Raw genomic sequence first — 22,676 nt, 5'->3', positions numbered from 1 at the left:
GTATTAGCGGCGAATATGCAGCTGCGCCTCCAACTCTATGTCCCGCTCTACACTGCGAGAAACAATCTCCTTGAGCGCGTCAACGTGCCGACTCTGGAGTGGTTCACGCGAACTGACAACGACAGAAATCACAGGAGGATCGCCGAGCACAACCCGATCGCGCGCCACGAATACCCTCCGCTCCAACAATTGCAATTCGCCCACTGGCACTCTTTCTTCAATGCGACTCCGCTCTACCAGATGGTCGTAGGCAATATATAGCGGAGCACTTATCAAGGCGATCAGAAACAGCGATGCCACAAGCCCCTTTTGGGCGCGCTGAAAAGGCGCGAAGCCAAGCACGAGGAAGGTAATACTCGCCGCCACAGCAATGCCTACAAGGTTAGTCGTGAGCAACAGCAGTGCGCCGGTGGCCATGTGCCAGTCACCCCAGCCGAGACCAATACCGGCAACACTGAGCGGAGGCACCAATGCCACGGCAATCGCCACACCTGCGAGACTCTTTGCAATCTCTTCCTTGGCGTGCGCATAGGCGCCGGCCACACCCGATATCACCGCAATCATCAAATCCAATAGCGTCGGCGACATCCGCGCCTTCATCTCGGGCGTGGCGATATCGAAGGGCATTATCCACGCGAGGAGCACGCCACAGCCAAGCCCCCAGGCCACACCTATAGCGAGTGTCTTGAGAGGCCCCCGAATCAGCGTGGCTTCGGAGCGAGCCAGCCCCATGGCGAGGGAAATGATAGGTGCCATCAACGGCGCGAGAATCATTGCGCCAATAATGACGGGCGCCGAATTTGCGTAAAGACCAGTGAGCGCCAACATGACGCTGAGAATCATCAGCACCTGGAAGGATGAACTCGCGCTCGCGTTCTCCCGCAATGATACAAAGAGATCGCGATACTCGCTCTCGCTGGCATGATTGAATAGCGGCAGGTTTTTGCCGAGCATGGCTCTGGCGGCATCGTCCACAGGCACGTGGTTCAGGCGCAGGGTTTCTCGCGAAGCTTTGGATGGCTGATCTTCCCTCGGTGTCACGGATGGGCCAGGCAACACTCTCATCTTGTTCTCATGAACACAGAGCTCAATCGCCGCACCGTGCACAGGCTTACCATCCAGAAGATATTCAATACCGCCCTGTGCCTCCAAATGCACTGACGTGCTCTGGATTAGACCGAGAAACGAAGGCAGGTTCGAAAACTGGATTCTACCGGGCAGGACCAATCTCAGTAAAAACCACAGATAGCTCAAGATACTGCGTGGCGCCAGCACCACCAGAGAAGCCCGGCCATCATTCATACCCGGACTCTCGTCGAAGCGCTTGCCCACCATAGAGCTTCGGGTCTGGGTAACCGCTACCATTCCCAGCGCGGCCAGACTAATTTCCTGCTCCTTGGCTGTTATGAGTTTGAAAGAATTGAGAGAAAGCTGCCCCAGGCCTTTAATCGCACCGCGAAAGAAACTCCAGGCTGTCTGCTTGCTGTTAATATCCCAGGGCCGAAGGGACAACACCCGCCCTATTACGACGGAAGAAAACACCAATTCACCATTACAGGTAAGCGCGTCAGCAAGAACTGGTTCCACCGCGTGATAATGCTTCACCAGATCCGCTGGCTCACCTTTCACACCCATCGTGACACAGGCTTCGTGAGCATCGGGGTGAGGTAGCGCTGCCACCGTCCACTCTCGCTCCAGCGCGAGGTGCGCCAGATCCCGAATTTGCTCGTCCCCGAGCCACAACAATAGCGTCGCCCCCGCAGGCACCGATTCGCGATCACTCCAGGGAACAAATTCAAGCCCGGCGGCCCAGGTCTCAGCGCGTTCATCGAGGGTGGAGTCGTGCACAAGGTAGCCGAGCTCAGCCATATCAGGACACCTGCTCTAGCAGGGCTGCCAGGGTACGCTGCAAGCGAGCCAGATCTTCTGGCCGCGAGAGGCGGTGGTCGCCACACTTCACCAACTGCACTTCCACGTCTTGAGAAACCAGGCTGCTGGCAAGTGTCAGCGAGCGTTCCCAGGGCACATCGTCATCGCACTGGCCGTGAATGAGCCGAACAGGCACATCGATAGCTATCTCTGATCGGGTCAACAGGCAGTGCTCGGCTCCCTCCTCCAGTAGTTGTTTACTAATGTGATATGGCTCACCATCGTCATAACAATTTTCGATTGCGCACTGGCCGGATAGCTCCATCTGCAACATCTGGTCTGGCGAGAGCCCGCCCTGCGCCAGTGCATCAGTAAAATCGGGTGCGGCAGCGATACCGACCAACGCCAGCACTCTCTCAGACCTGGCCAGTGCCACCTGCAGCATCAGCCAGCCCCCCATCGATGAACCGACCAATAGCTGTGGGCCTTCAGTAACCTCGTCGATTACGGCTAATGCATCATCTATCCAGCGCCCGATCGTTCCATCAACAAAATCACCGCTGGATTGGCCGTGGCCGAAATAATCAAAGCGCGTGAACTGTCTTCCCTGATTTCGGCACCATTCATCGAGGAACAGTGCCTTGTCGCCCTGCATATTCGAATTGAAACCACTGAGGAACACAACACCCGGGCCACCCCCGGCACTATGTTCATAGGCGATGGTGGCGCCGTCTTTACACGTAAGTACGCTCATTGGCGCGCCCGCCATACTGCCAGGCCCTGGGCATTCAACTGGGCGTCGAAACGAAAACCCTCGCGCACTGCCTCTGGGTCCAATTGTGGATTTTGCGCCAGCACTGTCGCGAGAGAAAAGTCCATGATGGCTTCTTCCATGGCCGTCGCGTCGCCCTCGCAACGCGCCGCGATATCGACATAGCCATCAACTTGATCGAGCAGTGTTGCTAGCTGAGCATCGCTGTAATCGATACCACCATAGTGATTGAGGAAAATCCGCTTGGGCTGGGCTGCCCCGAGAAGCCGCAGCGAGTCGCGCATGGCATCCGGCCGAAACTGGGTGGGTGTTGTGGACAGCATGCAGAAATTGCCACCGGGTAAACGAAACTCACGATAGCAGATTCCGAACATATCACCGGCAAACCAACCTCGAGTTTGCTCATCCCAAACGCAAAAATGGTGATCAGCGTGTCCTGGTGTATGGCGAAACAGCAGCGGCCGTCCGCCAACGCTGAAGCTTTGCCCGTCCTCCACGGCTATCACTCTCTCGGCAGACACCGGTATCACATCACCGTATAGTTCGGCAAAAAGCTCCTCGCCATACACAGCAATAGAACCGGCGATCAGCTTTGCCGGATCGATAAGGTGTCGAGCACCCTGTGGATGAACCAACAAGGTGGCGTCAGGAAAACGCTGCATCATGGCACCGGCACCGCCGGCGTGATCAAGATGTACATGGGTGGGAATGATGTAACGGACTTGCTCTGCAGCTATACCCCGTGCAGCCAGGTGACTCTCGAGTATGGGTACGCTGTGCACAGTGCCAGTATCGATAACTGCACACTCACCGTTGTGCTCCAACAGATAAAAACTCACCAGGCCTGGGCGCAGATATAGCGCATCAATGCTGGAAATCCCGTCGCCAAGCTCGGCGACCAGTGATGCTGTCATAGGGCCCTCTCCCACAAGCTCAGTCTTGATTCTCGCGCAATGGGGCTCTCAGGTCTATCAGCAGTGCAAGACTATTCTGGGCGATACCAGATTGGCGAGGTATAAGCTCGGTCCTGCAGCGTCGCCTCGGTACCCTCTGGCAACGGTTTACCCATCGCAACTGCATCAAACAAGGCATGCCGGGGAGTTGGTATTTGCAGGACTCGCGCATAATAGAATGCTTCCTGCCCCGCTTCAAAGTCCGGGTCCTGCCATCGTACCTGCAGGCGCTCGGTGCCGATGGTATTACTGTAAGTGGCATTACTAAGGTTAACTGTATCGCCCACGGGGGCCAGTTGACCGTTTTCCTCAAGTGTGCGCTCCCCTGACCAGGCAACGTTGTAAACCTGCTCATGGCTGCGTCCATCGGAATCTACCCAGCCTTTGACAATCTGCATCCGATCGAGGTTGGCGCCATCAGCCTCTTTTTCTGCAACTAACAGAAACTCTGGCGAGGTCTCTGCCTGTGATGCCAGTTCGCTACCCATAGGGACACCGCTCGCTGCGGCAGTCGAATAAAACTCGGCGCTTTCAAAGATATCCTCGGCATAGTCATATCCCGCAAAGAATCGCACAGCAATGCGAGGGCCGCTGGTCGCATACACCTCGCGACGCTTGAGCGCCCGCATAATGGATTCACGAGTATTATCCTCAGCCCACACCGCCGCCAGACCCGACGCGGACATATCCCAGCCTGTCGGTGTTCTTCGCTCGCCCGCATCGACCAGCCCCTGCTTGGACTCAGGTGTACTGTCTGCGGCAAACTTGCCATGAAAATTGTCTTCCTCAGCGCCGGCAAGACCGGAATGTGCATCGGAAGAACCAATCATGCCAAACTGGAAGGGATTACTGCCGAACTCCTGCTGCAATTCCAGCCCAGCGCGCAAGGCAGAGCGCACATAGTCTCCAGGCGACACCACGTAAGGGCTCTCGTCCTGCTGGATATAGAAATCGAAGGTTTCGAAATCGGCAAACTCATCGTCAGGTGACAGTTCCGGATGGGTCTCGGAATCGCCCTTGATCTGGGTTGTCTCTGTGACAGTCTCCCATTTCGCACGGAGTGCGATGTATTCTGGTGTAAAGTCTTCGCCGCGCAGCGTTTTCTTATCGAACATATAGCCCTTGGAAATGTTCGAATTATGAGGAATCGCGATAAAGTCGGCGCCAGTACTGGCGCTGGTGTCATTCAACCACGCCCACAGGTCCTCCGGGAACGGGCTGTTGAGAAAACTGAAGGGCTGGTATTGCTGGGCCTCTGGGGCGCCTGAATCAGTGATGACAATGCGATGCATGTTCACGCCACCGGCATTGGAGCTCCATTCCCATCCGATCAGAGCCGTAAAGTCGCCCGGGGCGTTGGCTTCATCTGCGGCATCGGTAATTTCTTTCCACACCGAGCGTTCGACATCCGGCATGGGAGGTAGCCCTCCCATCGGCATGCCCTCCTCAATAACGCGCTCTCCGGCAATCTTGGGATCCTCGGACTTGGGCAGGCGCGAGCCAAACACAAGGGGGCCGTACTTCGTACTGATTCCAAAGTTAACCACTGCTGACGACAGCCAGGCATAAAGTGTGTCGACGATCCCCAGATCATCAGTGGGAACTCCATTTTCATACACGTAGCGGATAGTGCCCAGATACTCAGCGTGGTCGGACACGACCAGAAAATCCAGAGGTTCACCGATTTGAACTCGCGCACGATGATACGGATGCACCACTGGCTCACCTTTGGCATAGCGATAGGCCTCGGCGGGACCGATAGTACGATTGCCTATCGTTATCGCGTCAAAGGAGTTGTGGGTATGCAGGTGCGTATCGCCCCACAGCAATTGCTTGTCACTGGCAGAAACAGATGTTGCCGCTATCAAGGCGACGGCAGGAAGTAGTTGGCGCATAGCTCGCTCTCATTATTGTCCCGAGCGAGATATTAACACGCTTTGTTCAGGCAGCGACCCGAGGCCGCTGCCAAGGTGCAAGGGCTATTTGCCCTTCCACTCAGGAGTACGCTTTTCAAAAAAGGCCATGGTGCCTTCCTTGGCGTCTTCGCTCGCCAGGCAAATGAGCTGAAGCTCCGCTTCGTCAGAAATTGTCTGACCAAGATTCGCTTCCGTGGCCTGCACAACAGCCTGCTTGGCATAGCGCAGCGACAGCGGCGCCTTCGCAGCCAGTTCCTGAGCCCAGGCGATAGCACTGTCCATAAGTTCATCGGTCGGAACCACACGATTACACAGACCCCATTCCAGACACCTCTCGGCGCCGAGCTTTTCACCGGTGGCGATAAGCTCGTAGGCTCGTTTACGCCCAAGCGTTCGCACCAGATGCCAGGTCGCACCGCCATCCGGGACCAGGCTGATCGCAGTGAATGCCTGATAAATATAAGCATTCTCTGCCATCACCGTGAGGTCGCACACCATGGCAAAGGCACTGGAAACGCCGGCTGCGGGGCCTTGCACTGCACTAATCCAGGGTTTGGGCGCGCGATAGATCTCCAACATAACCGGCCGGTACTCAAGGTTTAGTTGGTCGTCTACTCGCCAGTTTGGGTCGTCAGGGATTTCGGAAAGGTCCGCACCTGCCCCAAAACCGCGGCCTGCACCAGCCAGCACAACCACGCGAATGCTGTCATCATTATTCACTTCGCGAGCAGCGAGAAGAATATCCCGTCGTTGAGCCGCATTGAAAGAGTTGAGTGCTTCGGGGCGGCTGAAGGAGACAACTGCCACTTCACCCATTCGCTCTACGGTTACCGCTTCATAATTACTCATATACTTTCCTCAACCAATCGAACCGTTGTTCTTAAGCGCTACCAACTCGTCCTCAGCAAAACCCATCGCAGTGAGAATCGCTTCGGTGTCCGCTCCAGCACCTGATCCGCCATCGCGCACCTCCGATGGTGTACGTGAGAAGCGCGGTGCGGGCGCAGGTTGAGTTATTCCATCGACTTCGATGTAAGTATTACGAGAAGCATTAGCGGGGTGCTTGGGCGCATCGACAAAGTTCAGCACCGGGGCAAAGCAGACGTCGGTTGCCTCCATCAAATCGCACCATTGCGCCTGTGTCTTGCTTTTGAACACCTCCTCCAATCGCGCCTTCAACTCGGGCCATTTGGCCGGATTATTCTGGTCGCCAAATTCTTCCTCGGACAAGCCTGCCTTCTCTTTCAGCAGTGCATAGAACTGGGGCTCAATTGAGCCAATGGATATATACTCGCCATCGGCACACTCATAGGTGTCGTAGAAATGAGCACCGCCATCAAGCAAGTTGGATTCGCGCTCTTTCTCATTCCACATACCGAACGCCTGTAAACTGTGGAACATCCACATCAACTGAGCTGCACCATCGACCATAGCCGCATCGATAACCTGCCCCTTGCCGGAGCTCGCCGTTTCCAACAGAGCAGCAAGAACGCCATTGACCAGTAGCATGCCGCCACCGCCCATATCGCCAATAAGGTTAAGTGGAGGAACCGGCTTTTCACCTTTTCGCCCCATGGCATACAGCGCACCGGTGATAGAAATGTAATTGATGTCGTGGCCAGCCGCCTGGGCGTAGGGTCCTTCCTGCCCCCAACCAGTCATTCGCGCAAAAATAATCTTGGGATTTCGTTCGAGGCAGACATCCGGACCTATGCCGAGCTTTTCACACACCCCGGGGCGCATGGGATCGATGATCACATCGGCGTTTTCAACCATCCGCAGCAGGGTTTCAATGCCCTCTGGATCTTTCAGGTTCAGCGCCACGGACTTCTTGCCGCGTGTGCTGACGTCCTTCATTTGCATTTCGGGCGCTAAGCCAGCACGGTCGATTCGAATAACTTCGGCGCCCATGTCTGCGAGAATCATGCCGCCCATTGGCGCGGGACCAATGCCCGCCAATTCCAATACGGTATAGCCGTTCAGTGGTCCCATGTCGTTCTCCTTAGCGAGGCTGCATGCGGATCGCGCCGTCCAGGCGGATACACTCAGCGTTCAGGTAATCATTTTCAGCGATGAACACCGCCAGGTGAGCAATTTCTGAGGCCTTACCCAAACGCTTGGGATAGCACACCGAGGCTTCCAATGACTGGTATGCGGGCTCAGGCAGGGATTCGAACAACGGCGTATGGATCAGGCCGGGCACAATCGTGTTAACCCGGATACCGTAGCTGGAAAGGTCGCGAGCCATGGGCACAGTCATACCAATAACACCACCCTTGGTTGCAGAATAGGCGACCTGCCCAATCTGGCCTTCATAGCCGGCTACAGAAGCCGTGTTGATGATCACACCACGGCCACCATCGTCATTGATCGGTTCATTTTTCGACATCTGCTCGGCGGCGTAACGGGAGACGTTAAAGGTACCGGTAAGGTTAATAGCGATAACCGGATCCCACTGCTCGATCGGGAACACACCTTTCTTGCCGTAGGTCTTGGCAGCGCTGCCAATACCGGCAAAGTTATTGACGATGTGCAAGGCACCGAATTTCTCGACGACTTCAGCAACAGCGTTCTTCACGCTCTCTTCGTCAGCGACATTCACACTCCAAAATGCCACGTTGTCGGCACCGAGGTTATCGATAACTGCCTGGGCGCGCTCAGCGTTGAGGTCGAAGATGGCGACCTTGGCGCCTTTGGCGACGTAAGCCTCGACAGTGCCCTGACCAAGACCAGACGCGCCACCAGTTACAATGGCAACTTTTCCATTCAGATCCATATTGTTTCTCCTTCTTTGTATTCGCGATTTAGAAATTTCGTGTATTGAAAGGTACGTAGTCGTCGCCGAGGCAGTCGCGACTGACGATCAGCTTCATCACCTCGGAGCTACCGGCATAGATCGGTGAAATGATCGAGTCGGTCAACTGGCGGCTAATGGGATACTCATCCATATAGCCGTGACCGCCGTGCAACTGAACGCCTTCTGCAGCGACTTTGACCTGTAGCTCGCTGGTGACAAGCTTGCCCTTGGCAGCATCGACAGCGGTGAGCTGGCCGGCATTGAACGCCGCCACGCAGCGATCGACATAGACCTGGGTCAAATCGAGCTCGGTTCTAAGCTCAGCCAATTTGAACTGGGTATTCTGGAACGCACTGAGCGGCTTGCCGAAAATCTTGCGCTCTTTGACATAGTCTGCAGTCAGATCCCATGACAGCTGTGCACTCGCCTGGTAACCCATCATGCCCAACAGACGCTCCTCTGCGAGCCCCTGCATCAAATAGATAAAGCCCTTGCCTGGCTCTCCAAGCACATTGGCCTTGGGCACCCGTACATCATTGAAAAACAGCTCTGCAGTATCCTGCCCTTTGAGACCCATTTTTTTGAGGTTGCGTCCCCGCTCGAAGCCTTCCATGCCGCGCTCCACCAGGAACAGCGTCATGTGATGGGGGTTGTTCTCCGGGTCTGTCTTCGCCGCGACAACCACAAGGTCGGCATTGATACCGTTGGAAATAAACGTCTTGGAACCATTCAATACCCAGTGATCATCCTGCTCGACTGCATTTGCGCGCATGCCCGCGAGGTCGGAACCTGCGTCAGGTTCCGTCATCGCAATGGCGAGGATGGTTTCACCTGAGATGCACTTGGGCAGAAACCGATCACACTGCTCCTCGTTGCCGAATCGCGTTAGGTAAGGACCTACCAGGCGGCTATGCAGGTTCGCAAACCAGTCGCCACAGCGAGCGTATGTCGTTTCCTCGATAATAATCTGGTCATAGCGGATATCGTGGTCACCGATTCCGCCGTATTTCTCATCAGGCCAGAACATCAGAAAGCCCTGCTCTCCCGCCTTGCGAAAGGCCTCTCTATCTACAATACCTGCCTCACGCCACTCTTCCATATGCGGCACGATCTCCGCTGCAAGGAATTTACGATAGGCATCGCGAAACATGTTTTGTTCTTCGGTAAAGTCTCTCGGCAACATTGGCTGGGAACCCCTATAATTCAATTGATAGATCGGCGCACAGTATGGGGAGGCCCCAAGAGGGCAACAATGACCCCCCCCTACAAAATTATTGACTGGAACTGACAGCGAGCTGAACTCAAAGGCATGGAGCAGATTTTTACGGAAAATTGGGCCACGATGCACCTGGGGCTTATCTTTTCCCTGACGTTGGCACAGATGTTGGTGGTCTATGTGCTCAGTGACTCCTACAGCCCTCCAGCAGGGTTGGGCCTCTACACGGTCTACTTTATGACCGCGTTGATCGGCTGGATCACTGTGACCCTGCAACAAAGCACCAGCGCCCCGATCGGGGCCAACCTCCCCTCTGTCACAGCAATGATCAACAGCTATATCCTCTTTGCAGCCGCCGGGCAGCGGGCCGGTATTCATCAGGGCCGGATTATTCTGGGCGTGATCTGCCTGCTCGCGACCCTGAGCATGTTTTTCCTGCCCAGCGAACATATGGTCTATGCCCATTGTGCCGCAGTAACGCTGTTTGTCGGCGCAGCAGGCGCCCTTTGTGCCATCCGCAGCATTCGCACGCGCAATGTCGGAGACGCCATTATCGCCTACGCGGCATTGCTCACCGTGGTCGGCCTGCCAGTGGCGCTTTATTACCTGGCCGTCGAAAACAATCCATCTATGTCCCAAACTGTCATCTTCGGCATTTACAGTTGGTCTTTCGCGCTAATCACTATCGGCTTTCTCGCCAGTGTGCTGATTGAGTACCAGCAACACTTGTCGCATCTGGCCACGGAAGACCCACTTACGCGCTTGTTGAACCGCCGCGGGTTGGAAGATGCATTGCAGGTGAGTTTCGCCCACGCCACGCGTCACGGCCACCCCACCGCGGCTATCGTCGCCGACATCGATCACTTTAAAAAGGTGAACGACAATTTCGGACACGACACCGGCGATCAGGTCATTCGCTTTGTCGCCAACAGCATCCAGCACCTGTGTCGCGGCAGTGATGTCGTCGCCCGTACTGGCGGTGAAGAGTTTTTGCTGGTGCTCCCCGAGACAGATCTCGACGCCGCACGTATACTTGCCGAGCGCATCCGCGCCATGATTGGCGAGCAGCCGCTGCACCTGGATGGCCAGCGCATTGCAATAACCATTAGTCTCGGCGTCGCCTGCATAGAAGGTGATATCGACCTTGACCATTTGATCCAGGAGGCCGATCAGGCGATGTACCTGGCCAAACAGGGCGGGCGAAATCGGGTGGCATCAGTGGAAAACAAACCTGTGCGAATAAGAAGTACCGTTATAAAGGAACAGGCGTAGAACGTGCGCGACCTATCCATCTCTGTCTATTTTGCCCGCGCCGTGCTCAAAAACGCAGTCGCCCGGGGCCTGGACCCGATCAGCCTGCTGCGCAAATCGCGTATTTCCCCACGTCTGCTCCTGGAAGAAGACGCGTTGATCTCAATCGAGCGCCACGCAGACCTGCAGGTGAACACCATGCTGGCTATGGGCGACGAGGGTCTGGGCTACTCCTCCAGACGAATGCCCATAGGCACCTGGACCATGATGTGCCACGCCGTCATCAATTGTGAAACACTGGGCCAGGCCATCGCCCGCTATTGTCGCTTCTACCAGCTGTTCGAATTCGGCGCGAATCCCCACCTTGTTATTGAGGGGGATCAAGTCAGGCTGCAAGTACAGGTGCACCAGACTGAAAACGATGCCGATGCAGCCCCCTACATGACTGAGTTAGTGCTGTTCAACGCGCACCGCTTTGCCAGCTGGCTGATCCAGGAACATCTACCAATACAACAGGTCAACCTTCCCTATCCACCCGCTGCTCAAGAGAAAGACTATCGAGCCATGTTCCTCGGAGCTCCCATGGCCTATGAGCAGGAAGTAGCAGAAATTGTCTTCTCATCAAGCCTGCTGGAACGCCGTGTCACCCAGACCGAGCAGAGCCTCAGTCGCTTCCTGCGCCACCCGGTGCTCATGCTGATGACAGAGACCTATAGTCAGAGCAGCTGGACAGCGCGAGTGCGCGAGCTGGTTCACCACAACCTGACCGACATGCCTGAGCTGAACGACGTCGCCGCAATGCTGGAAGTTCACCCGCAGACGCTGCGCAGGCGCCTGTCGGCAGAGGGCACGACCTTCAAGGAAATCAAAAGCCAGGTGCGCCGCGATACGGCCCTGCACCTGCTTGGCAAACAGGGACTTTCCATCGAGGAAATCGCCCATCGCGCAGGCTTCTCTGAATCCTCTGCTTTTATCCGCGCCTTCAAGGGCTGGACCGGAGTCACACCCTACACCTACCGCAAGGGGTTGTAGCCACAGCAAAAAGCAGCACAAATTAGATATTCGCCAGCCAATTTTCAGCTATATTTAGTAGCGAATCGGGCGAGGGGCTAGAACGTGGGAAACAAAGTGGTAAGAGTATTGGTCGGGGCATATATCGCCTGGATAGCACTGTCAGTGCTGATAATCCTGCCAGCCGTCAATTTCATTCCGCCCTGGTTTGTAAAAGAGCAATACGGTCGAACCCTGAGTAGCGACATCACCCTCTTCAACCCCTTCACCCTCAGCATTGAGATGCGCAACGCTGAACTACGGCAGCCAGACGGCGGTGAATTTGCCACACTGGACCAGGCACTGGTGAACCTGTCCCTGCGCACACTGATCAGCGAGGGGCTGGTATTGGACGAAGTGGCCTTGCGAGGCCTGAATCTGGAAGTGCGTCAGGTCGAGCCGGGAGTATTCAATTTCTCCGACCTGCTAGCCAGTGACGACAGTTCTCCTTCAGAAAGTGACGCGGAATTAATGGGGATCACAGTGCGCAAGCTGTCCTTCACAGCTGAACGCATCACCCTGATTGACGAGGCGAGAGAGCAACCCTTCCAAACGCACTACGACGGGCTGTCGATCGCGGTGAAAGACCTCTCCACTATCGCTGAGGAAGGCAAACCCTACCAGATCGATGTCTATGCAGAAGCCGGTGGCTCCCTGCACTGGAAGGGCTCTATTTCGGTACCCCTTGCCGAGAGCGAGGGCTGGCTTGCAATCCGCGACCTCAGCCTGGCGCCGGCGTGGCGTTTCGCGCGCCCCTGGCTCAATTTTGACCTGATTGACGGTCGCGCTGGTATGGAGGGAAATTATTACGTTTCCTGGCGGGATGAGCTGAGTTATCGGGTAAACGATACGAAGGCTGAATTGGTAGCGCTGGAATTGCGCCCACGCGATCCTACTGCCCTGCCCGACACCGGTGTGCAACTAGCGCGGCTGGACATCACGGGCGTGACACTGGACAGCGCCCCGAATACCCTCGACATCGAGTCCATCACCGCAGACAAGCTTCAGATAGATGGCTGGAGTGAAGGTGAACAGCTCAGTCTGGCTGACATGTTCGCCACCAATTTTCCGGAAACGGAAACCGATGCAGCAGAATCTGAACAAGACGCTGACGCCAGCCCGCTGCAGGTTTCTGTTGCCACGCTGGACCTGACCGACAGTGGCGCGAACTGGCGCTCGGAATATACCTCTCCCCCTACTCTGAAAATAACCCCTCTTTCTGCAAGCCTTGCCAACCTGAACTGGCCTTTCTCCGGCGCCTCCCCCGCCGGCCTGGATCTGACACTGAACGATACCGCCTCGCTGGCAGTTAACGGTGACCTCACCCTCGCCGATGGCGGTGCCCAGATAGATTACAAGCTGTCATCACTGCCACTGAGCTGGTTCAACCCGACGCTTCCAGCAGCATTGAAAGCACAGATCACCAGTGGTGCTATCAGTGTCGAAGGCAATGTAGAACTTCATGATTTCGCCCCGACCCAGCTCAAACTGGGCAGCAAAATCGAGAATTTCTCGGGCAAAATCGCAGGCGCAGAAGAGGCAATAACTCGCTGGGACGAAGTTCGCTTTGTTGACCTGGCCATAGACCTCCCCGGCCGCGAAGCCAGCTTGCAACAGTTGTTCATCCACAACTACGCCGGACGGGTACACATTGCTGAAGACGGCAGTGTGAATGCCTCCAAAGTCTGGCAAGAAGAAGTGGGCGAACAGGCCCAGGAAATCGCAGATGAACTCGATCTGGACAAACCCTGGGATTTCAGTGTTCCGGAAATCCTGATATCCGACAGTGCGGTCGATTTTATGGACGAGTCGCTGCCGATTCCCTTCCGGACCATTATCGGCGATGTAAATGGCCAGGTTCTGAACATCAACTCAGCACCAGATGCAGAAACGCACGTCGACATAAAAGGCTCCGTGGACGGCTACGCGCCTGTCGAACTGGTGGGCACGGCAAGCCCATTCAATACGCCACCGGACCTCGACCTGGTCCTCACCTTTGATGGCGTTGACCTGGTGCTGCTCACCCCCTACTCCGGCACCTATGCCGGATACGCCATTGAGCGCGGCCTGCTCAACCTTAAACTCGAGTACAGCCTGCAGAAGGGGCACATCGAGGGCGACAACGAGGTGCTGATAGACCAGCTCAAGCTGGGCGAGAAGGTGGACAGTGACAAGGCAGTCGACCTACCACTGGAACTGGCACTGGCTCTGCTGACAGACATCAATGGCGTAATCGACCTGCAAGTGCCGGTGGAGGGCGATATCGACGATCCTGAATTCGCTATCGGCGGCGTGATCGCCAAGGCCTTCATGAACCTGATTACCAAAGCAGTAACAGCTCCATTCTCGCTGCTCGCCAATCTGGTCGGCAGCGAGCAAGACCTGCAGCGGCTCGGCTTCGCGCCTGGCGAGCGCGAACTCAACGAGGGGGGCCAGGCCAAGCTGGACACGCTGGCAGAAGCGCTGCGGCAACGTCCCGGGCTTACGCTGGTCGTGATTGGCTCGGTTCATCCCGACGCCGACACCGAAAAACTACAACTGGCGGTACTCGTGCAGGAACTTATAGACGAGGGCTTCACGCAGGCAGACATCGACCGGCGTGCACCCGAGGTGATCGATACGGTCAAGGCGCGCTACGTCACCTTGTACGGCTCGCCGCCAGAGGATATGACCCTCACCGACCAGTATCGACGGGTACTCGCCAGCATCCAGATCGACCCCGGCACGCTGAGGGACCTCGCCACAGACAGGGCCGCAGCCACCAAAGAATACCTGGTTAACCAGCAGGGACTGCCGGCCGATCGCGCAGTTGTAGAGGTCGCTGACAACCTGGACAACGAAGAAGCATTCAGTGGTGTACTGATGGATCTTGTAAACTAGGGCGACCCTGCCAGCGAAAATTCAGGCAAAGTATCGTCGGGGGCATACACCAACCGGGTACTGCAATATCGACAGACGTACTGCCCGGTACCTTTCAGCATCCTATTATGCCGCGTGGTAGAAACCTGGTGCTCGCGGCAATCACATCGATAGGGGTGAGTACGCTGGCGCCGCTGTGGGATATCATCCACGTCCAGCTTGAAAGTCACCTCCGGGTCGGCGCCAAAATAATCCATTAACGCCCGCCACTCCTGACCGTGGGGCTTCACACGGCGCGGCCCGTAAACCTCGTGCACAATATAATGGGCTACCTCATGGGGCACTGTGCCCTCGAAGTTGAGATCCCAGTACTTGGCAAATATCCACGGGTTGTAACGGATCTCCCGCTTACGACCATCGGCACGAAACATGCCTGCTGTGGTGCCGCGGAGGTCAAAATGCACCGGGATACGGTCAAACGGTCGTTCCAGCACCTCCTCTGCAGAGGCAATGAAATATTCGGTGCGCTCGAGTACCCGCTCGCGCTGTTCTGGGTCGATAGGATCAATCACTAATTAGATATCGCTCAAACTATACGACCAGCTTAACAGAGCCGGTCTCGCGAAGCTGTCACCTGTGGTCTATTTTATTGTCTCACTGCGTCATTGGCACCTGCCCCGTCAGACCACAGACTTCGTGACGGCTTTCTCGGCCAATTCCTAGCGACAAAGAGCAAAATATGAGCACACAAGATCTCGATATCTCCAAGCTCAGGGAATACCTGACTGACCACATTCCCGACATGGAAGGCCCGTTGACCGCCGAAAAATTTGCTGGCGGCCAATCCAACCCCACGTTCAAACTGACATCCGGTGACAAGCACTATGTGCTGCGCCGCAAGCCACCGGGCGAGCTATTGAAATCCGCCCACGCTGTAGACCGGGAATTCCGCGTCATCAGCGCTCTCTATGACACTGATGTACCGGTACCTCGCACTTACACCCTGTGCGAGGACGAATCAGTCATCGGCTCCATGTTCTACGTTATGGAGTATCTGGATGGCCGGATTCTCTGGGATCCCGCGCTGCCTGACGCCAGCAATAGCGACAGGGCTGAAATCTTCGACAGCATGAATGCCGCCATGGCGGCCCTGCACAACGTCGATATCGATGCAGTCGGCCTTAGCGACTACGGTCGCCCCGGCAACTATTTCGAACGCCAACTCAACCGCTGGACCAAACAGTATCGCGCCTCCGAGTTGGAAAAGATTCCTGACATGGACCGCCTGATCGATTATCTGGCGCAAAACATGCCCGAAGACGATGGTCGCCTGGGAATCGTCCACGGCGACTATCGCCTGGACAACCTGATGTTCCACGCTTCACAGAACCACGCCATCGCAGTGCTCGACTGGGAACTCTCTACCCTAGGCAACCCTTTGGCGGACCTCGCCAACCAGTGCGCAGCCTGGAAGCTACCCGGCATGGGCGGCATCCAGGGTCTGCAGGGGGCCGACCGGGCCGCGCTGGGCATTCCCTCGGACGAAGAGTACATCGCCAAATATTGCGAACGCACCGGCCGCGGCAAGATCGAGAACTGGAACTTCTACATTGTTTTCTCGCTATTTCGTCTGGCAGCCATTCTGCAAGGTGTCGCCATGCGCGCGCACCAGGGCAATGCATCCAGCAAAGAGGCCAAGGCAAGAGGCGCCATGGTTAAACCACTGGCCGAACTCACAGCCGCATTAATCGACTGATTTACACCGCAAAGGAGAAAACCAATGTCTGAAGAACAAGCAGTACTCGTAGACGTCGCCGATGGCGTAATGACCATCACCCTGAACCGCGGCAAAGCAAAAAACGCCGTCAACAAAGCCATGGCTGAGGGCGTTGCCGCTGCCATGGATGAACTGGACAGCAACGACGACATTCGCGTCGGCATCATTACTGGCGCAGACAACACTTTCTGTGCGGGCATGGACCTCAAGGCATTCGTGACCGGTGAGCTGCCCATGCTGCCTGGTCGCGGTTTCTGCGGTTTTGTAGAAGCGCCCCCGAAGAAGCCACTGATCGCTGCCGTTGAGGGTTTTGCGCTCGCCGGCGGCCTGGAAGTGATGATTAGCTGCGACCTGATTGTTGCCGCCGACAACGCTAAATTTGGTATTCCTGAAGTCAAACGTGGCCTGGCAGCCGCCGCAGGCGGCCTCGTCCGCCTACCGAAGCAAGTGCCCCCGCGACTGGCTATGGAGATGGCTCTGACCGGTGACTTCATCGATTCAGCGAAAGCGTCCGAAATAGGCCTGATCAATCGCGTGGTTCCGGCAGGCACCGCTCTGGAAGGCGCCAAAGCGTTGGCCGCTACGATCAGTGCCAACGGACCGCTGGCTGTCAAACTGAGCAAACAGGTTATCGTCGAGTCGGGCGATTGGACCGCTGACAATATGTGGGCAAACCAGCAGGATATTGTTAACCCCGTCTTCACCAGCGAAGACGCCATCGAGGGCGCCACCGCTTTCGCCGAAAAACGCGCCCCTAACTGGAAAGGCAAATAAGGAATCAGACAGATGACCGAAGCATGGATTATTGACGCCTGCCGCACACCTCGCGGTATTGGCAAGAAAGGTAAAGGCTCCCTGGCCAACGAGCACCCGCAACATCTGGGTGCCATCGTACTGGAAGCACTGCGTGACCGCACCAACTTGAACACGGCCGATGTCGGCGACATCATTTTCGGCACCAGTTCCCAGCGCGGACGCCAGTCCGGCGACCTCGCGCGCATGGCTGCGTTGGAAGCCGGCTACGATATCACCTCTTCCGGTGTCACCCTGGACCGCTTCTGCGGCTCTGGTATCACGTCTGTGAATCTCGCCGCAATGAACATCATGTCAGGCAGTGAAGATGTGGTAATTGGCGGCGGCGCCGAGATGATGTCCACCTACGGCGAGGAAGGCGCTACGCCATCCATGTTTATGGACAACGGCAATATGAAGCTGCGCGCCATGCACCCCCAGCCCCACCAGGGTGTTTGCGCGGATGCCATTGCCACAATGGAAGGCATCACCCGCGAAGCACTGGACCAAAACGCCTACGACAGCCAACAGAAAGCCGCTCGCGCAATAGCAGAAGACCGCTTCGCCAAGAGCCTGGTACCTGTGTACAACATCGATGGCGAACTGGTGCTGGACAAGGAAGAGTTTCCCCGCCCCCAGACCACTCTGGAAGGCCTAGGAGAACTGCAGGCATCCTTCGCGCCGATTGCCGACTACCCGCTGGATGAATCAGGTCTCACCTATCGCCAGCTGGTCAACTCCCGCTACCCCGATATCGATATCCAGCACTTCCACCACGCAGGCAATTCCTCCGGTGTTGTCGATGGCGCCGGTGCACTGCTGCTGGCCTCGCCTGACTATGCCAAAGCGCAGGACTGGAAGCCTCGTGCACGGATCGTCGCTATGGCCAACCAGGGCGACTGCCCCACATTGATGCTGAACGCCCCGGTACCTGCCGCCAAGCGTGTGCTGGCCAAGGCCGGCCTCACGGTCGACGACATCGACGTCTGGGAAATCAATGAAGCCTTCTCCGTGGTATCCGAGAAATTCATGCGCGACCTGAACCTGGACCGCGACAAGGTCAACATCAATGGCGGTGCCATGGCTCTGGGCCATCCGATCGGCGCCACCGGATCCCTGCTGATCAACACCGCGCTGGACGAACTGGAGCGCCAGGGCAAACAGTTCGGCCTGGTGACCATGTGTGCAGCCGGCGGCATGGCTCCGGCCATTATCATCGAGCGGATCTGATCCGCTCGGTGATGGAAACAAGGGAATATCACCTCGATATTGGTGATGTAGAACTTGCAGTGACCGAATGGCCGGGTTCCGGCCATCCGGTATTGCTCCTCCACGCCACAGGCTTTCACAGCCGCTGCTGGAACCAGGTGGTCAGCCGACTGCCAGGCCAGCACATCTACGCAGTTGACCTTCGCCATCACGGCCGCAGTGGCAGTATTGGCGAGGTAGACTGGAACGTACTCAGCGAAGACATCATTAAACTGGTTCGACGCCTCGACCTGAGCAATGTCATCGGGGTTGGCCACTCGATTGGCGGTTATCTCATCGCACGCGCGGCGGCGGCGCTACCTGACCACTTTCGGGAAATTCTGCTGATTGACCCCGTAATCACAGCGCCAGAAACTTATAAAGTCGCACAGGAATTTTCCGCCAGTTTCAGTGCCAAGGATCACCCGGTAAGCCGGCGTAAAAACCAATGGCAGGATGCGAATGAAATGTTCTCTCGCTTCGCCAACAAAGAGCCGTTTTCAACCTGGGACAGAGATGTATTGCGCGACTACTGCGACTATGCCCTGCATCCTGAATCGGAGGAGGAATACCGCCAGTTAGCCTGCGACCCACTGAATGAGGCCTCGGTCTACGTCAGCCAGGCCTACAGCGATGCAGTGCTCGAAGACCTGCCAAAGCTGCGGTTGCCGATCACCCTGTTACGTGCTGAATACAAGGGTATAGATCTTACCGATCTTGCCGGCTCCCCGACCTGGCCAGAATTGGCACAGAGCTTGGCCAACTGTGAAGAGGTTTACCTCCCGGAGATGAATCACTTTATCCCCATGCAAGATCCCGCTCTGGTCGCAGAGCATATTGCAAAGGCGCTGGGAAAGTAACAAGCCCCGCGCCTACTCAACTCGAGCGTTGTAGATTTTTGCGTAGCGAATCGCGTCCAGGTTATCTATCACAGCCCCATTGGGAACCTCTTCCACCCTTGCGCTGATCTCGAACATCGCCCTGCCCAGATCGACACCGCGAATGACCAGGTGGCCCGGCGTCGCCAGCCATTCAAGGATGTAGGTAAGCCAGTTGGCATTCTCGCTGGTGGGCCGGACTAGCCCGGAGTGATGGCCAAAGGTGCGAAGGCCTGTACCTTCAGCGAGTTCGGAAACTCGACGCTCAGCGAATCCCTTGTCTTTAGCCCATTGGGCATCCTCTGCTTCACCCGTACCCATACCGGTGACATTGTGGAAGGCCATCGGCCCCGCGGTGCGGGTTGCCAGCCAGGCTTCGACAAATGAGACGGGGAAATCCACATGAATCCAACGATAAGTTTCCGGGTCTGCACCCACAGACGTGGTGCCCAGGCCCCAAAGGACAGTATTCACCTCGGCCAGCTGTTCTGTCAGCGTGGAGTAGTCAGTAAAATCCTTATGCATGATGACCTTGACCCGACCGCTTGCGGCCCCCTCTTCGAGGCGCGGCGACATACGTCGCGTTACCGCGTAGATTGTCTCGACTTCCGGGGCGAGCATAGCGGCCTTGAGCAAGCCATCACCCACAGACCCGGTAGCACCAAACACCATCACCACACGATTGGCTGCTGGATCGCGTTCGGCGGTCTCAGATGGGTTCAGGGTGCCGAGGGTCAACATACCCCAGAGATTCAGCGCGGCGATCGTTACCAATAAAATAAAAACCAAAGCGAAGATTACGTTACGCAGGATCGTCATCGTCCCTCCAAGGGAAATTTTCGGCGTTGCCTTCGCCATTATTTTTGCACAAGAATTTGGGTGATTCCTGCTCTATAGAACAAACCCCTGTCAGAGTTTGCGATAAGCCAGCGGCGTAACACCCATCCATCTTTTGAACGAGCGAATAAAAGTACTGGCTTCCGCGAACCCGAGCCGAAAAGCGATTTTCTCAATGCTCAGGTCGGAGTGCTTGATAAAATGGATTGCCATGTCCCTGCGGGTATCTTCTTTAAGCTGCTGGAACGTGTTTCCTTCCGCTCTTAAGTGCCTGCGCATGGTCTGTTCGGTCATGGCCAGATCCGAACAGGCCAAATCCATCTGGGCCGTTCCACGCCCTTCCCGAAAGCTCTTCTCCATCCATAGCCGCACCTTGATGGAGAGCGAGCTACTCTGCCGTGGCAGACGCATCATATGCGCCAGCGGACTGGACAGCAGTTCCTCCAGCGCATCGCGATCTCGCAGGTTCTTTATCTCGAGCGACTCCCGCCCGAAATACATGGCATTGTGCGGCTGGGAATAATACACGGGAGCACCGTAAAACACGTAGCGGTGCTCCGCACTAAAGGCAGGTTCGGCAAAAGCCAGATCAACGCGTTCAATCGGGACAAAATCGTTCGCCAGCCAGCAGTGAAAGCGATGGCAACCCGACAGCTGGGATTCGATGAGATAATTGTCATTGATGTCCGCGGCTTTTTCACACTGCATCGCTATCAGACCGCCCTTGGCCGTGGTCATTGTCTCGGCAGACATGCTGTTGTCCATCAGATTCAAGCATTCCCGCCAGACCTGGAGCGATTCCCAAAAGGTGTCACAGCTCAACGAGGCGCGGCTCATTAACGCCAGGGTGCCGACAGGGCTGGGTTTGGCTGCCAACCCGACCAACTCATCGTCCATAAGCTCAGTTAGTGCTTGATTGAGTTCCGCGAACTGCAATGTCGATATCCGGAATCGCGGATTCGTAAGAATACTCCTGGGGAGCCCCTGGTTCGCCAGAATCTCACCGGGGTCGTAGCCTCGCTTTATTGCGCCTTTTAGCAATGACTTTACGTATTCGTTGGAAACCGACGCAGCCTGCATGGCAGTAGGGAACCTGATTCAAATTTTCCGGAACTATACGCCAATTGTCTGGTAATGCCTATTTCGATGATGCCGCATGTCATGGTGCCATGCCCTGCTTACCCCCAGAATATGCGCCACAACAAATCCCTGTATTCAAACATCAGCCAAGAAGGTATCAGCATGACCAATCACGCATACATATACGATGCGGTGCGCACCCCGCGAAGCAAAGGCAAGAAGGATGGCACCCTGCACGAGGTCAAGCCCATCGATCTCGGCGCCGGCCTGCTCCGCGGCCTGCAACAACGCCACGACCTCGATACCGCCTATGTTGATGATGTGGTCATGGGCTGTGTCGCTCCTGTGGGAGAGCAGGGCTCTGACGTTGCCAAGATGATTGTGCAGAATGCTGACTGGGATGAATCTGTCGCCGGCGTACAGCTGGACCGCTTTTGCGCCTCCGGTCTCGAGGCCGTAAACATCGCGGCCCAGAAGGTCGCCTCCGGCTGGGAAGACCTGGTTGTTGCAGGCGGTGTGGAGAGCATGTCCCGCGTGCCCATGGGTTCCAATGGTGGCGCCATGGGTTCTGACCCCGCCTTCCAATTCAAAACCGATTTCGTCCCCCAGGGCATCGGTGCAGATGTCATCGCCAACCTCGACGGCTACAGCCGCGAAGATGTCGATGCCTACGCCATGGAGTCTCAAAAGCGTGCCGCTCACGCCCGCGACAACGGCTACTTCGACAAGTCGGTAATGCCCGTGCTGGACAAGAACGGCCTGACCATTCTTGAGAAAGACGACTTCATCAAGCCCAACACCACCATGGAAGGCCTGGCCGGACTCCGAGCCTCATTCGAAATGATGGGATCGATCGGCTTCGACGACGTGATTCTGCGCAAGTACAACACATTGGAGAAAGTCGAGCATGTGCACACTCCCGGCAACTCCTCCGGCATCGTGGACGGCGCCTCTGCCGTCCTCATCGGCAGTGAAAAAGCAGGCAAAGACCTGGGACTGACCCCACGCGGCCGCATTCTGGCCACCGCCGTTCTCGCCACCTGTCCCGTCATCATGCTGGCTGGCCCCGGGCCCGCTGCCAAGAAGTGCCTGGACAAAGCCGGCCTGAAACCCTCCGATATCGATCTTTGGGAAATCAATGAAGCCTTCGCCTCCGTCGCGATGCGCTACATGAAAGACCTGGGCATTGACCATGAGATTACCAATGTAAATGGCGGCGCCATCGCCATGGGCCACCCTCTTGGGGCCACCGGTGCCATGCTGGTCAGCACCATGCTCGACGAACTGGAGCGCCGCAACCTGAACCGCGCCATGCTCTCGCTCTGCGTAGGCGGCGGCATGGGCATCTCCACCATCATTGAGCGCGTTTAACGCCACGTCG

The 22,676-nt window shown here is 56.4% G+C and carries 19 protein-coding genes; 8 read left to right on the top strand and 11 right to left on the bottom strand.

Features of this window, described 5'->3' with window-relative positions:
• Positions 1 to 3: 3 nt before the first annotated feature.
• The 8 genes from EY643_RS06305 to EY643_RS06270 all read right to left on the bottom strand — a co-directional run bounded on the left by EY643_RS06305 (position 4) and on the right by EY643_RS06270 (position 9,490).
• Positions 4 to 1,869: a TIGR00341 family protein gene (locus tag EY643_RS06305; RefSeq protein WP_152661398.1), complete on the bottom strand. Its 1,866-nt coding sequence runs from the start codon at positions 1,867 to 1,869 to the stop codon at positions 4 to 6.
• A 1-nt stretch (position 1,870) separates the two neighbouring features.
• Positions 1,871 to 2,623: an alpha/beta fold hydrolase gene (locus EY643_RS06300; RefSeq protein ID WP_152661397.1), complete on the bottom strand. Its 753-nt coding sequence runs from the start codon at positions 2,621 to 2,623 to the stop codon at positions 1,871 to 1,873.
• Positions 2,620 to 3,555, bottom strand: coding sequence for an MBL fold metallo-hydrolase (locus EY643_RS06295; protein WP_152661396.1), 936 nt, complete (start codon positions 3,553 to 3,555; stop codon positions 2,620 to 2,622). The genes EY643_RS06300 and EY643_RS06295 overlap by 4 nt, the downstream gene beginning before the upstream one ends.
• A gap of 71 nt (positions 3,556 to 3,626) precedes the next feature.
• Complete coding sequence (locus tag EY643_RS06290; protein WP_152661395.1) at positions 3,627 to 5,489, bottom strand: DUF3604 domain-containing protein; 1,863 nt, start codon at positions 5,487 to 5,489, stop codon at positions 3,627 to 3,629.
• Positions 5,490 to 5,573: 84 nt separating this feature from the next.
• Positions 5,574 to 6,359 (bottom strand): enoyl-CoA hydratase/isomerase family protein, encoded by a 786-nt coding sequence (locus EY643_RS06285; RefSeq protein ID WP_152661394.1) that lies wholly within the window; start codon positions 6,357 to 6,359, stop codon positions 5,574 to 5,576.
• Between the two features lie 9 nt (positions 6,360 to 6,368).
• On the bottom strand, positions 6,369 to 7,502 hold the full coding sequence (locus EY643_RS06280; protein ID WP_152661393.1) for a CaiB/BaiF CoA transferase family protein: 1,134 nt from the start codon (positions 7,500 to 7,502) through the stop codon (positions 6,369 to 6,371).
• A gap of 10 nt (positions 7,503 to 7,512) precedes the next feature.
• Positions 7,513 to 8,286, bottom strand: a complete 774-nt coding sequence (locus EY643_RS06275; protein WP_152661392.1) for an SDR family NAD(P)-dependent oxidoreductase — start codon at positions 8,284 to 8,286, stop codon at positions 7,513 to 7,515.
• A gap of 28 nt (positions 8,287 to 8,314) precedes the next feature.
• Positions 8,315 to 9,490 (bottom strand): acyl-CoA dehydrogenase family protein, encoded by a 1,176-nt coding sequence (locus EY643_RS06270; protein WP_152661391.1) that lies wholly within the window; start codon positions 9,488 to 9,490, stop codon positions 8,315 to 8,317.
• A 126-nt stretch (positions 9,491 to 9,616) separates the two neighbouring features.
• Between EY643_RS06270 and EY643_RS06265 the strand changes: the two genes are divergently transcribed.
• From EY643_RS06265 to EY643_RS06255, 3 genes are all read left to right on the top strand, one after another.
• A complete protein-coding gene (locus EY643_RS06265) occupies positions 9,617 to 10,795 on the top strand; it encodes a GGDEF domain-containing protein (protein WP_152661390.1) in 1,179 nt (392 codons plus the stop codon).
• Between the two features lie 3 nt (positions 10,796 to 10,798).
• Positions 10,799 to 11,806, top strand: a complete 1,008-nt coding sequence (locus tag EY643_RS06260) for an AraC family transcriptional regulator (protein ID WP_152661389.1) — start codon at positions 10,799 to 10,801, stop codon at positions 11,804 to 11,806.
• 96 nt (positions 11,807 to 11,902) lie between these two features.
• On the top strand, positions 11,903 to 14,704 hold the full coding sequence (locus EY643_RS06255; protein WP_205743164.1) for a DUF748 domain-containing protein: 2,802 nt from the start codon (positions 11,903 to 11,905) through the stop codon (positions 14,702 to 14,704).
• On the opposite strand, the gene EY643_RS06250 is transcribed toward EY643_RS06255, so the two are convergent.
• Positions 14,701 to 15,255, bottom strand: a complete 555-nt coding sequence (locus tag EY643_RS06250) for a SprT family zinc-dependent metalloprotease (RefSeq protein WP_152661387.1) — start codon at positions 15,253 to 15,255, stop codon at positions 14,701 to 14,703. The two genes, EY643_RS06255 and EY643_RS06250, sit on opposite strands and share 4 nt — an antisense overlap.
• Positions 15,256 to 15,422: 167 nt before the next feature.
• On the opposite strand from EY643_RS06250, the gene EY643_RS06245 reads away from it, so the two are divergent.
• From EY643_RS06245 to EY643_RS06230, 4 genes are read left to right on the top strand one after another with little or no spacing between them, the layout of a single operon-like run.
• Positions 15,423 to 16,439 carry a phosphotransferase gene (locus EY643_RS06245; RefSeq protein WP_152661386.1) on the top strand — a complete coding sequence of 339 codons (1,017 nt, stop codon included), beginning with the start codon at positions 15,423 to 15,425 and terminating at the stop codon, positions 16,437 to 16,439.
• A 24-nt stretch (positions 16,440 to 16,463) separates the two neighbouring features.
• Complete coding sequence (locus EY643_RS06240; protein ID WP_152661385.1) at positions 16,464 to 17,234, top strand: crotonase/enoyl-CoA hydratase family protein; 771 nt, start codon at positions 16,464 to 16,466, stop codon at positions 17,232 to 17,234.
• A gap of 12 nt (positions 17,235 to 17,246) precedes the next feature.
• Positions 17,247 to 18,482: an acetyl-CoA C-acetyltransferase gene (locus tag EY643_RS06235; RefSeq protein WP_152661384.1), complete on the top strand. Its 1,236-nt coding sequence runs from the start codon at positions 17,247 to 17,249 to the stop codon at positions 18,480 to 18,482.
• 11 nt (positions 18,483 to 18,493) lie between these two features.
• Entirely contained in the window at positions 18,494 to 19,360 is an 867-nt protein-coding gene (locus EY643_RS06230) for an alpha/beta fold hydrolase (protein WP_152661383.1), read from the top strand.
• A gap of 12 nt (positions 19,361 to 19,372) precedes the next feature.
• Here EY643_RS06230 and EY643_RS06225 read toward each other — a convergent pair whose 3' ends face one another.
• Together EY643_RS06225 and EY643_RS06220 are read right to left on the bottom strand one after the other, a co-directional pair.
• Positions 19,373 to 20,197 carry a Rossmann-fold NAD(P)-binding domain-containing protein gene (locus EY643_RS06225; RefSeq protein WP_240732842.1) on the bottom strand — a complete coding sequence of 275 codons (825 nt, stop codon included), beginning with the start codon at positions 20,195 to 20,197 and terminating at the stop codon, positions 19,373 to 19,375.
• A 90-nt stretch (positions 20,198 to 20,287) separates the two neighbouring features.
• A complete protein-coding gene (locus EY643_RS06220) occupies positions 20,288 to 21,295 on the bottom strand; it encodes an AraC family transcriptional regulator (RefSeq protein WP_152661382.1) in 1,008 nt (335 codons plus the stop codon).
• Between the two features lie 162 nt (positions 21,296 to 21,457).
• On the opposite strand from EY643_RS06220, the gene EY643_RS06215 reads away from it, so the two are divergent.
• The gene (locus tag EY643_RS06215) at positions 21,458 to 22,666 is read left to right on the top strand and encodes an acetyl-CoA C-acetyltransferase (protein ID WP_152661381.1); all 1,209 of its coding nucleotides are present in this window, start codon (positions 21,458 to 21,460) and stop codon (positions 22,664 to 22,666) included.
• Positions 22,667 to 22,676: the final 10 nt, after the last annotated feature.

It is taken from the genome of Halioglobus maricola (assembly GCF_009388985.1).
GTDB lineage: Bacteria > Pseudomonadota > Gammaproteobacteria > Pseudomonadales > Halieaceae > Halioglobus > Halioglobus maricola.
Note: the sequence above shows the minus strand (reverse complement) of the source record. Positions and strands in the feature narration are given on the sequence as shown.

Coding starts and splice junctions, on each gene's coding strand:
- EY643_RS06265 (WP_152661390.1), top strand. CDS start 9,617: ATGGAGCAGATTTTTACGGAAAATTGGGCCACGATGCACCTGGGGCTT.
- EY643_RS06300 (WP_152661397.1), bottom strand. CDS start 2,623: ATGAGCGTACTTACGTGTAAAGACGGCGCCACCATCGCCTATGAACAT.
- EY643_RS06230 (WP_152661383.1), top strand. CDS start 18,494: ATGGAAACAAGGGAATATCACCTCGATATTGGTGATGTAGAACTTGCA.
- EY643_RS06295 (WP_152661396.1), bottom strand. CDS start 3,555: ATGACAGCATCACTGGTCGCCGAGCTTGGCGACGGGATTTCCAGCATT.
- EY643_RS06245 (WP_152661386.1), top strand. CDS start 15,423: ATGAGCACACAAGATCTCGATATCTCCAAGCTCAGGGAATACCTGACT.
- EY643_RS06215 (WP_152661381.1), top strand. CDS start 21,458: ATGACCAATCACGCATACATATACGATGCGGTGCGCACCCCGCGAAGC.
- EY643_RS06285 (WP_152661394.1), bottom strand. CDS start 6,359: ATGAGTAATTATGAAGCGGTAACCGTAGAGCGAATGGGTGAAGTGGCA.
- EY643_RS06275 (WP_152661392.1), bottom strand. CDS start 8,286: ATGGATCTGAATGGAAAAGTTGCCATTGTAACTGGTGGCGCGTCTGGT.
- EY643_RS06270 (WP_152661391.1), bottom strand. CDS start 9,490: ATGTTGCCGAGAGACTTTACCGAAGAACAAAACATGTTTCGCGATGCC.
- EY643_RS06280 (WP_152661393.1), bottom strand. CDS start 7,502: ATGGGACCACTGAACGGCTATACCGTATTGGAATTGGCGGGCATTGGT.
- EY643_RS06220 (WP_152661382.1), bottom strand. CDS start 21,295: ATGCAGGCTGCGTCGGTTTCCAACGAATACGTAAAGTCATTGCTAAAA.
- EY643_RS06235 (WP_152661384.1), top strand. CDS start 17,247: ATGACCGAAGCATGGATTATTGACGCCTGCCGCACACCTCGCGGTATT.
- EY643_RS06225 (WP_240732842.1), bottom strand. CDS start 20,197: ATGACGATCCTGCGTAACGTAATCTTCGCTTTGGTTTTTATTTTATTG.
- EY643_RS06290 (WP_152661395.1), bottom strand. CDS start 5,489: ATGCGCCAACTACTTCCTGCCGTCGCCTTGATAGCGGCAACATCTGTT.
- EY643_RS06240 (WP_152661385.1), top strand. CDS start 16,464: ATGTCTGAAGAACAAGCAGTACTCGTAGACGTCGCCGATGGCGTAATG.
- EY643_RS06305 (WP_152661398.1), bottom strand. CDS start 1,869: ATGGCTGAGCTCGGCTACCTTGTGCACGACTCCACCCTCGATGAACGC.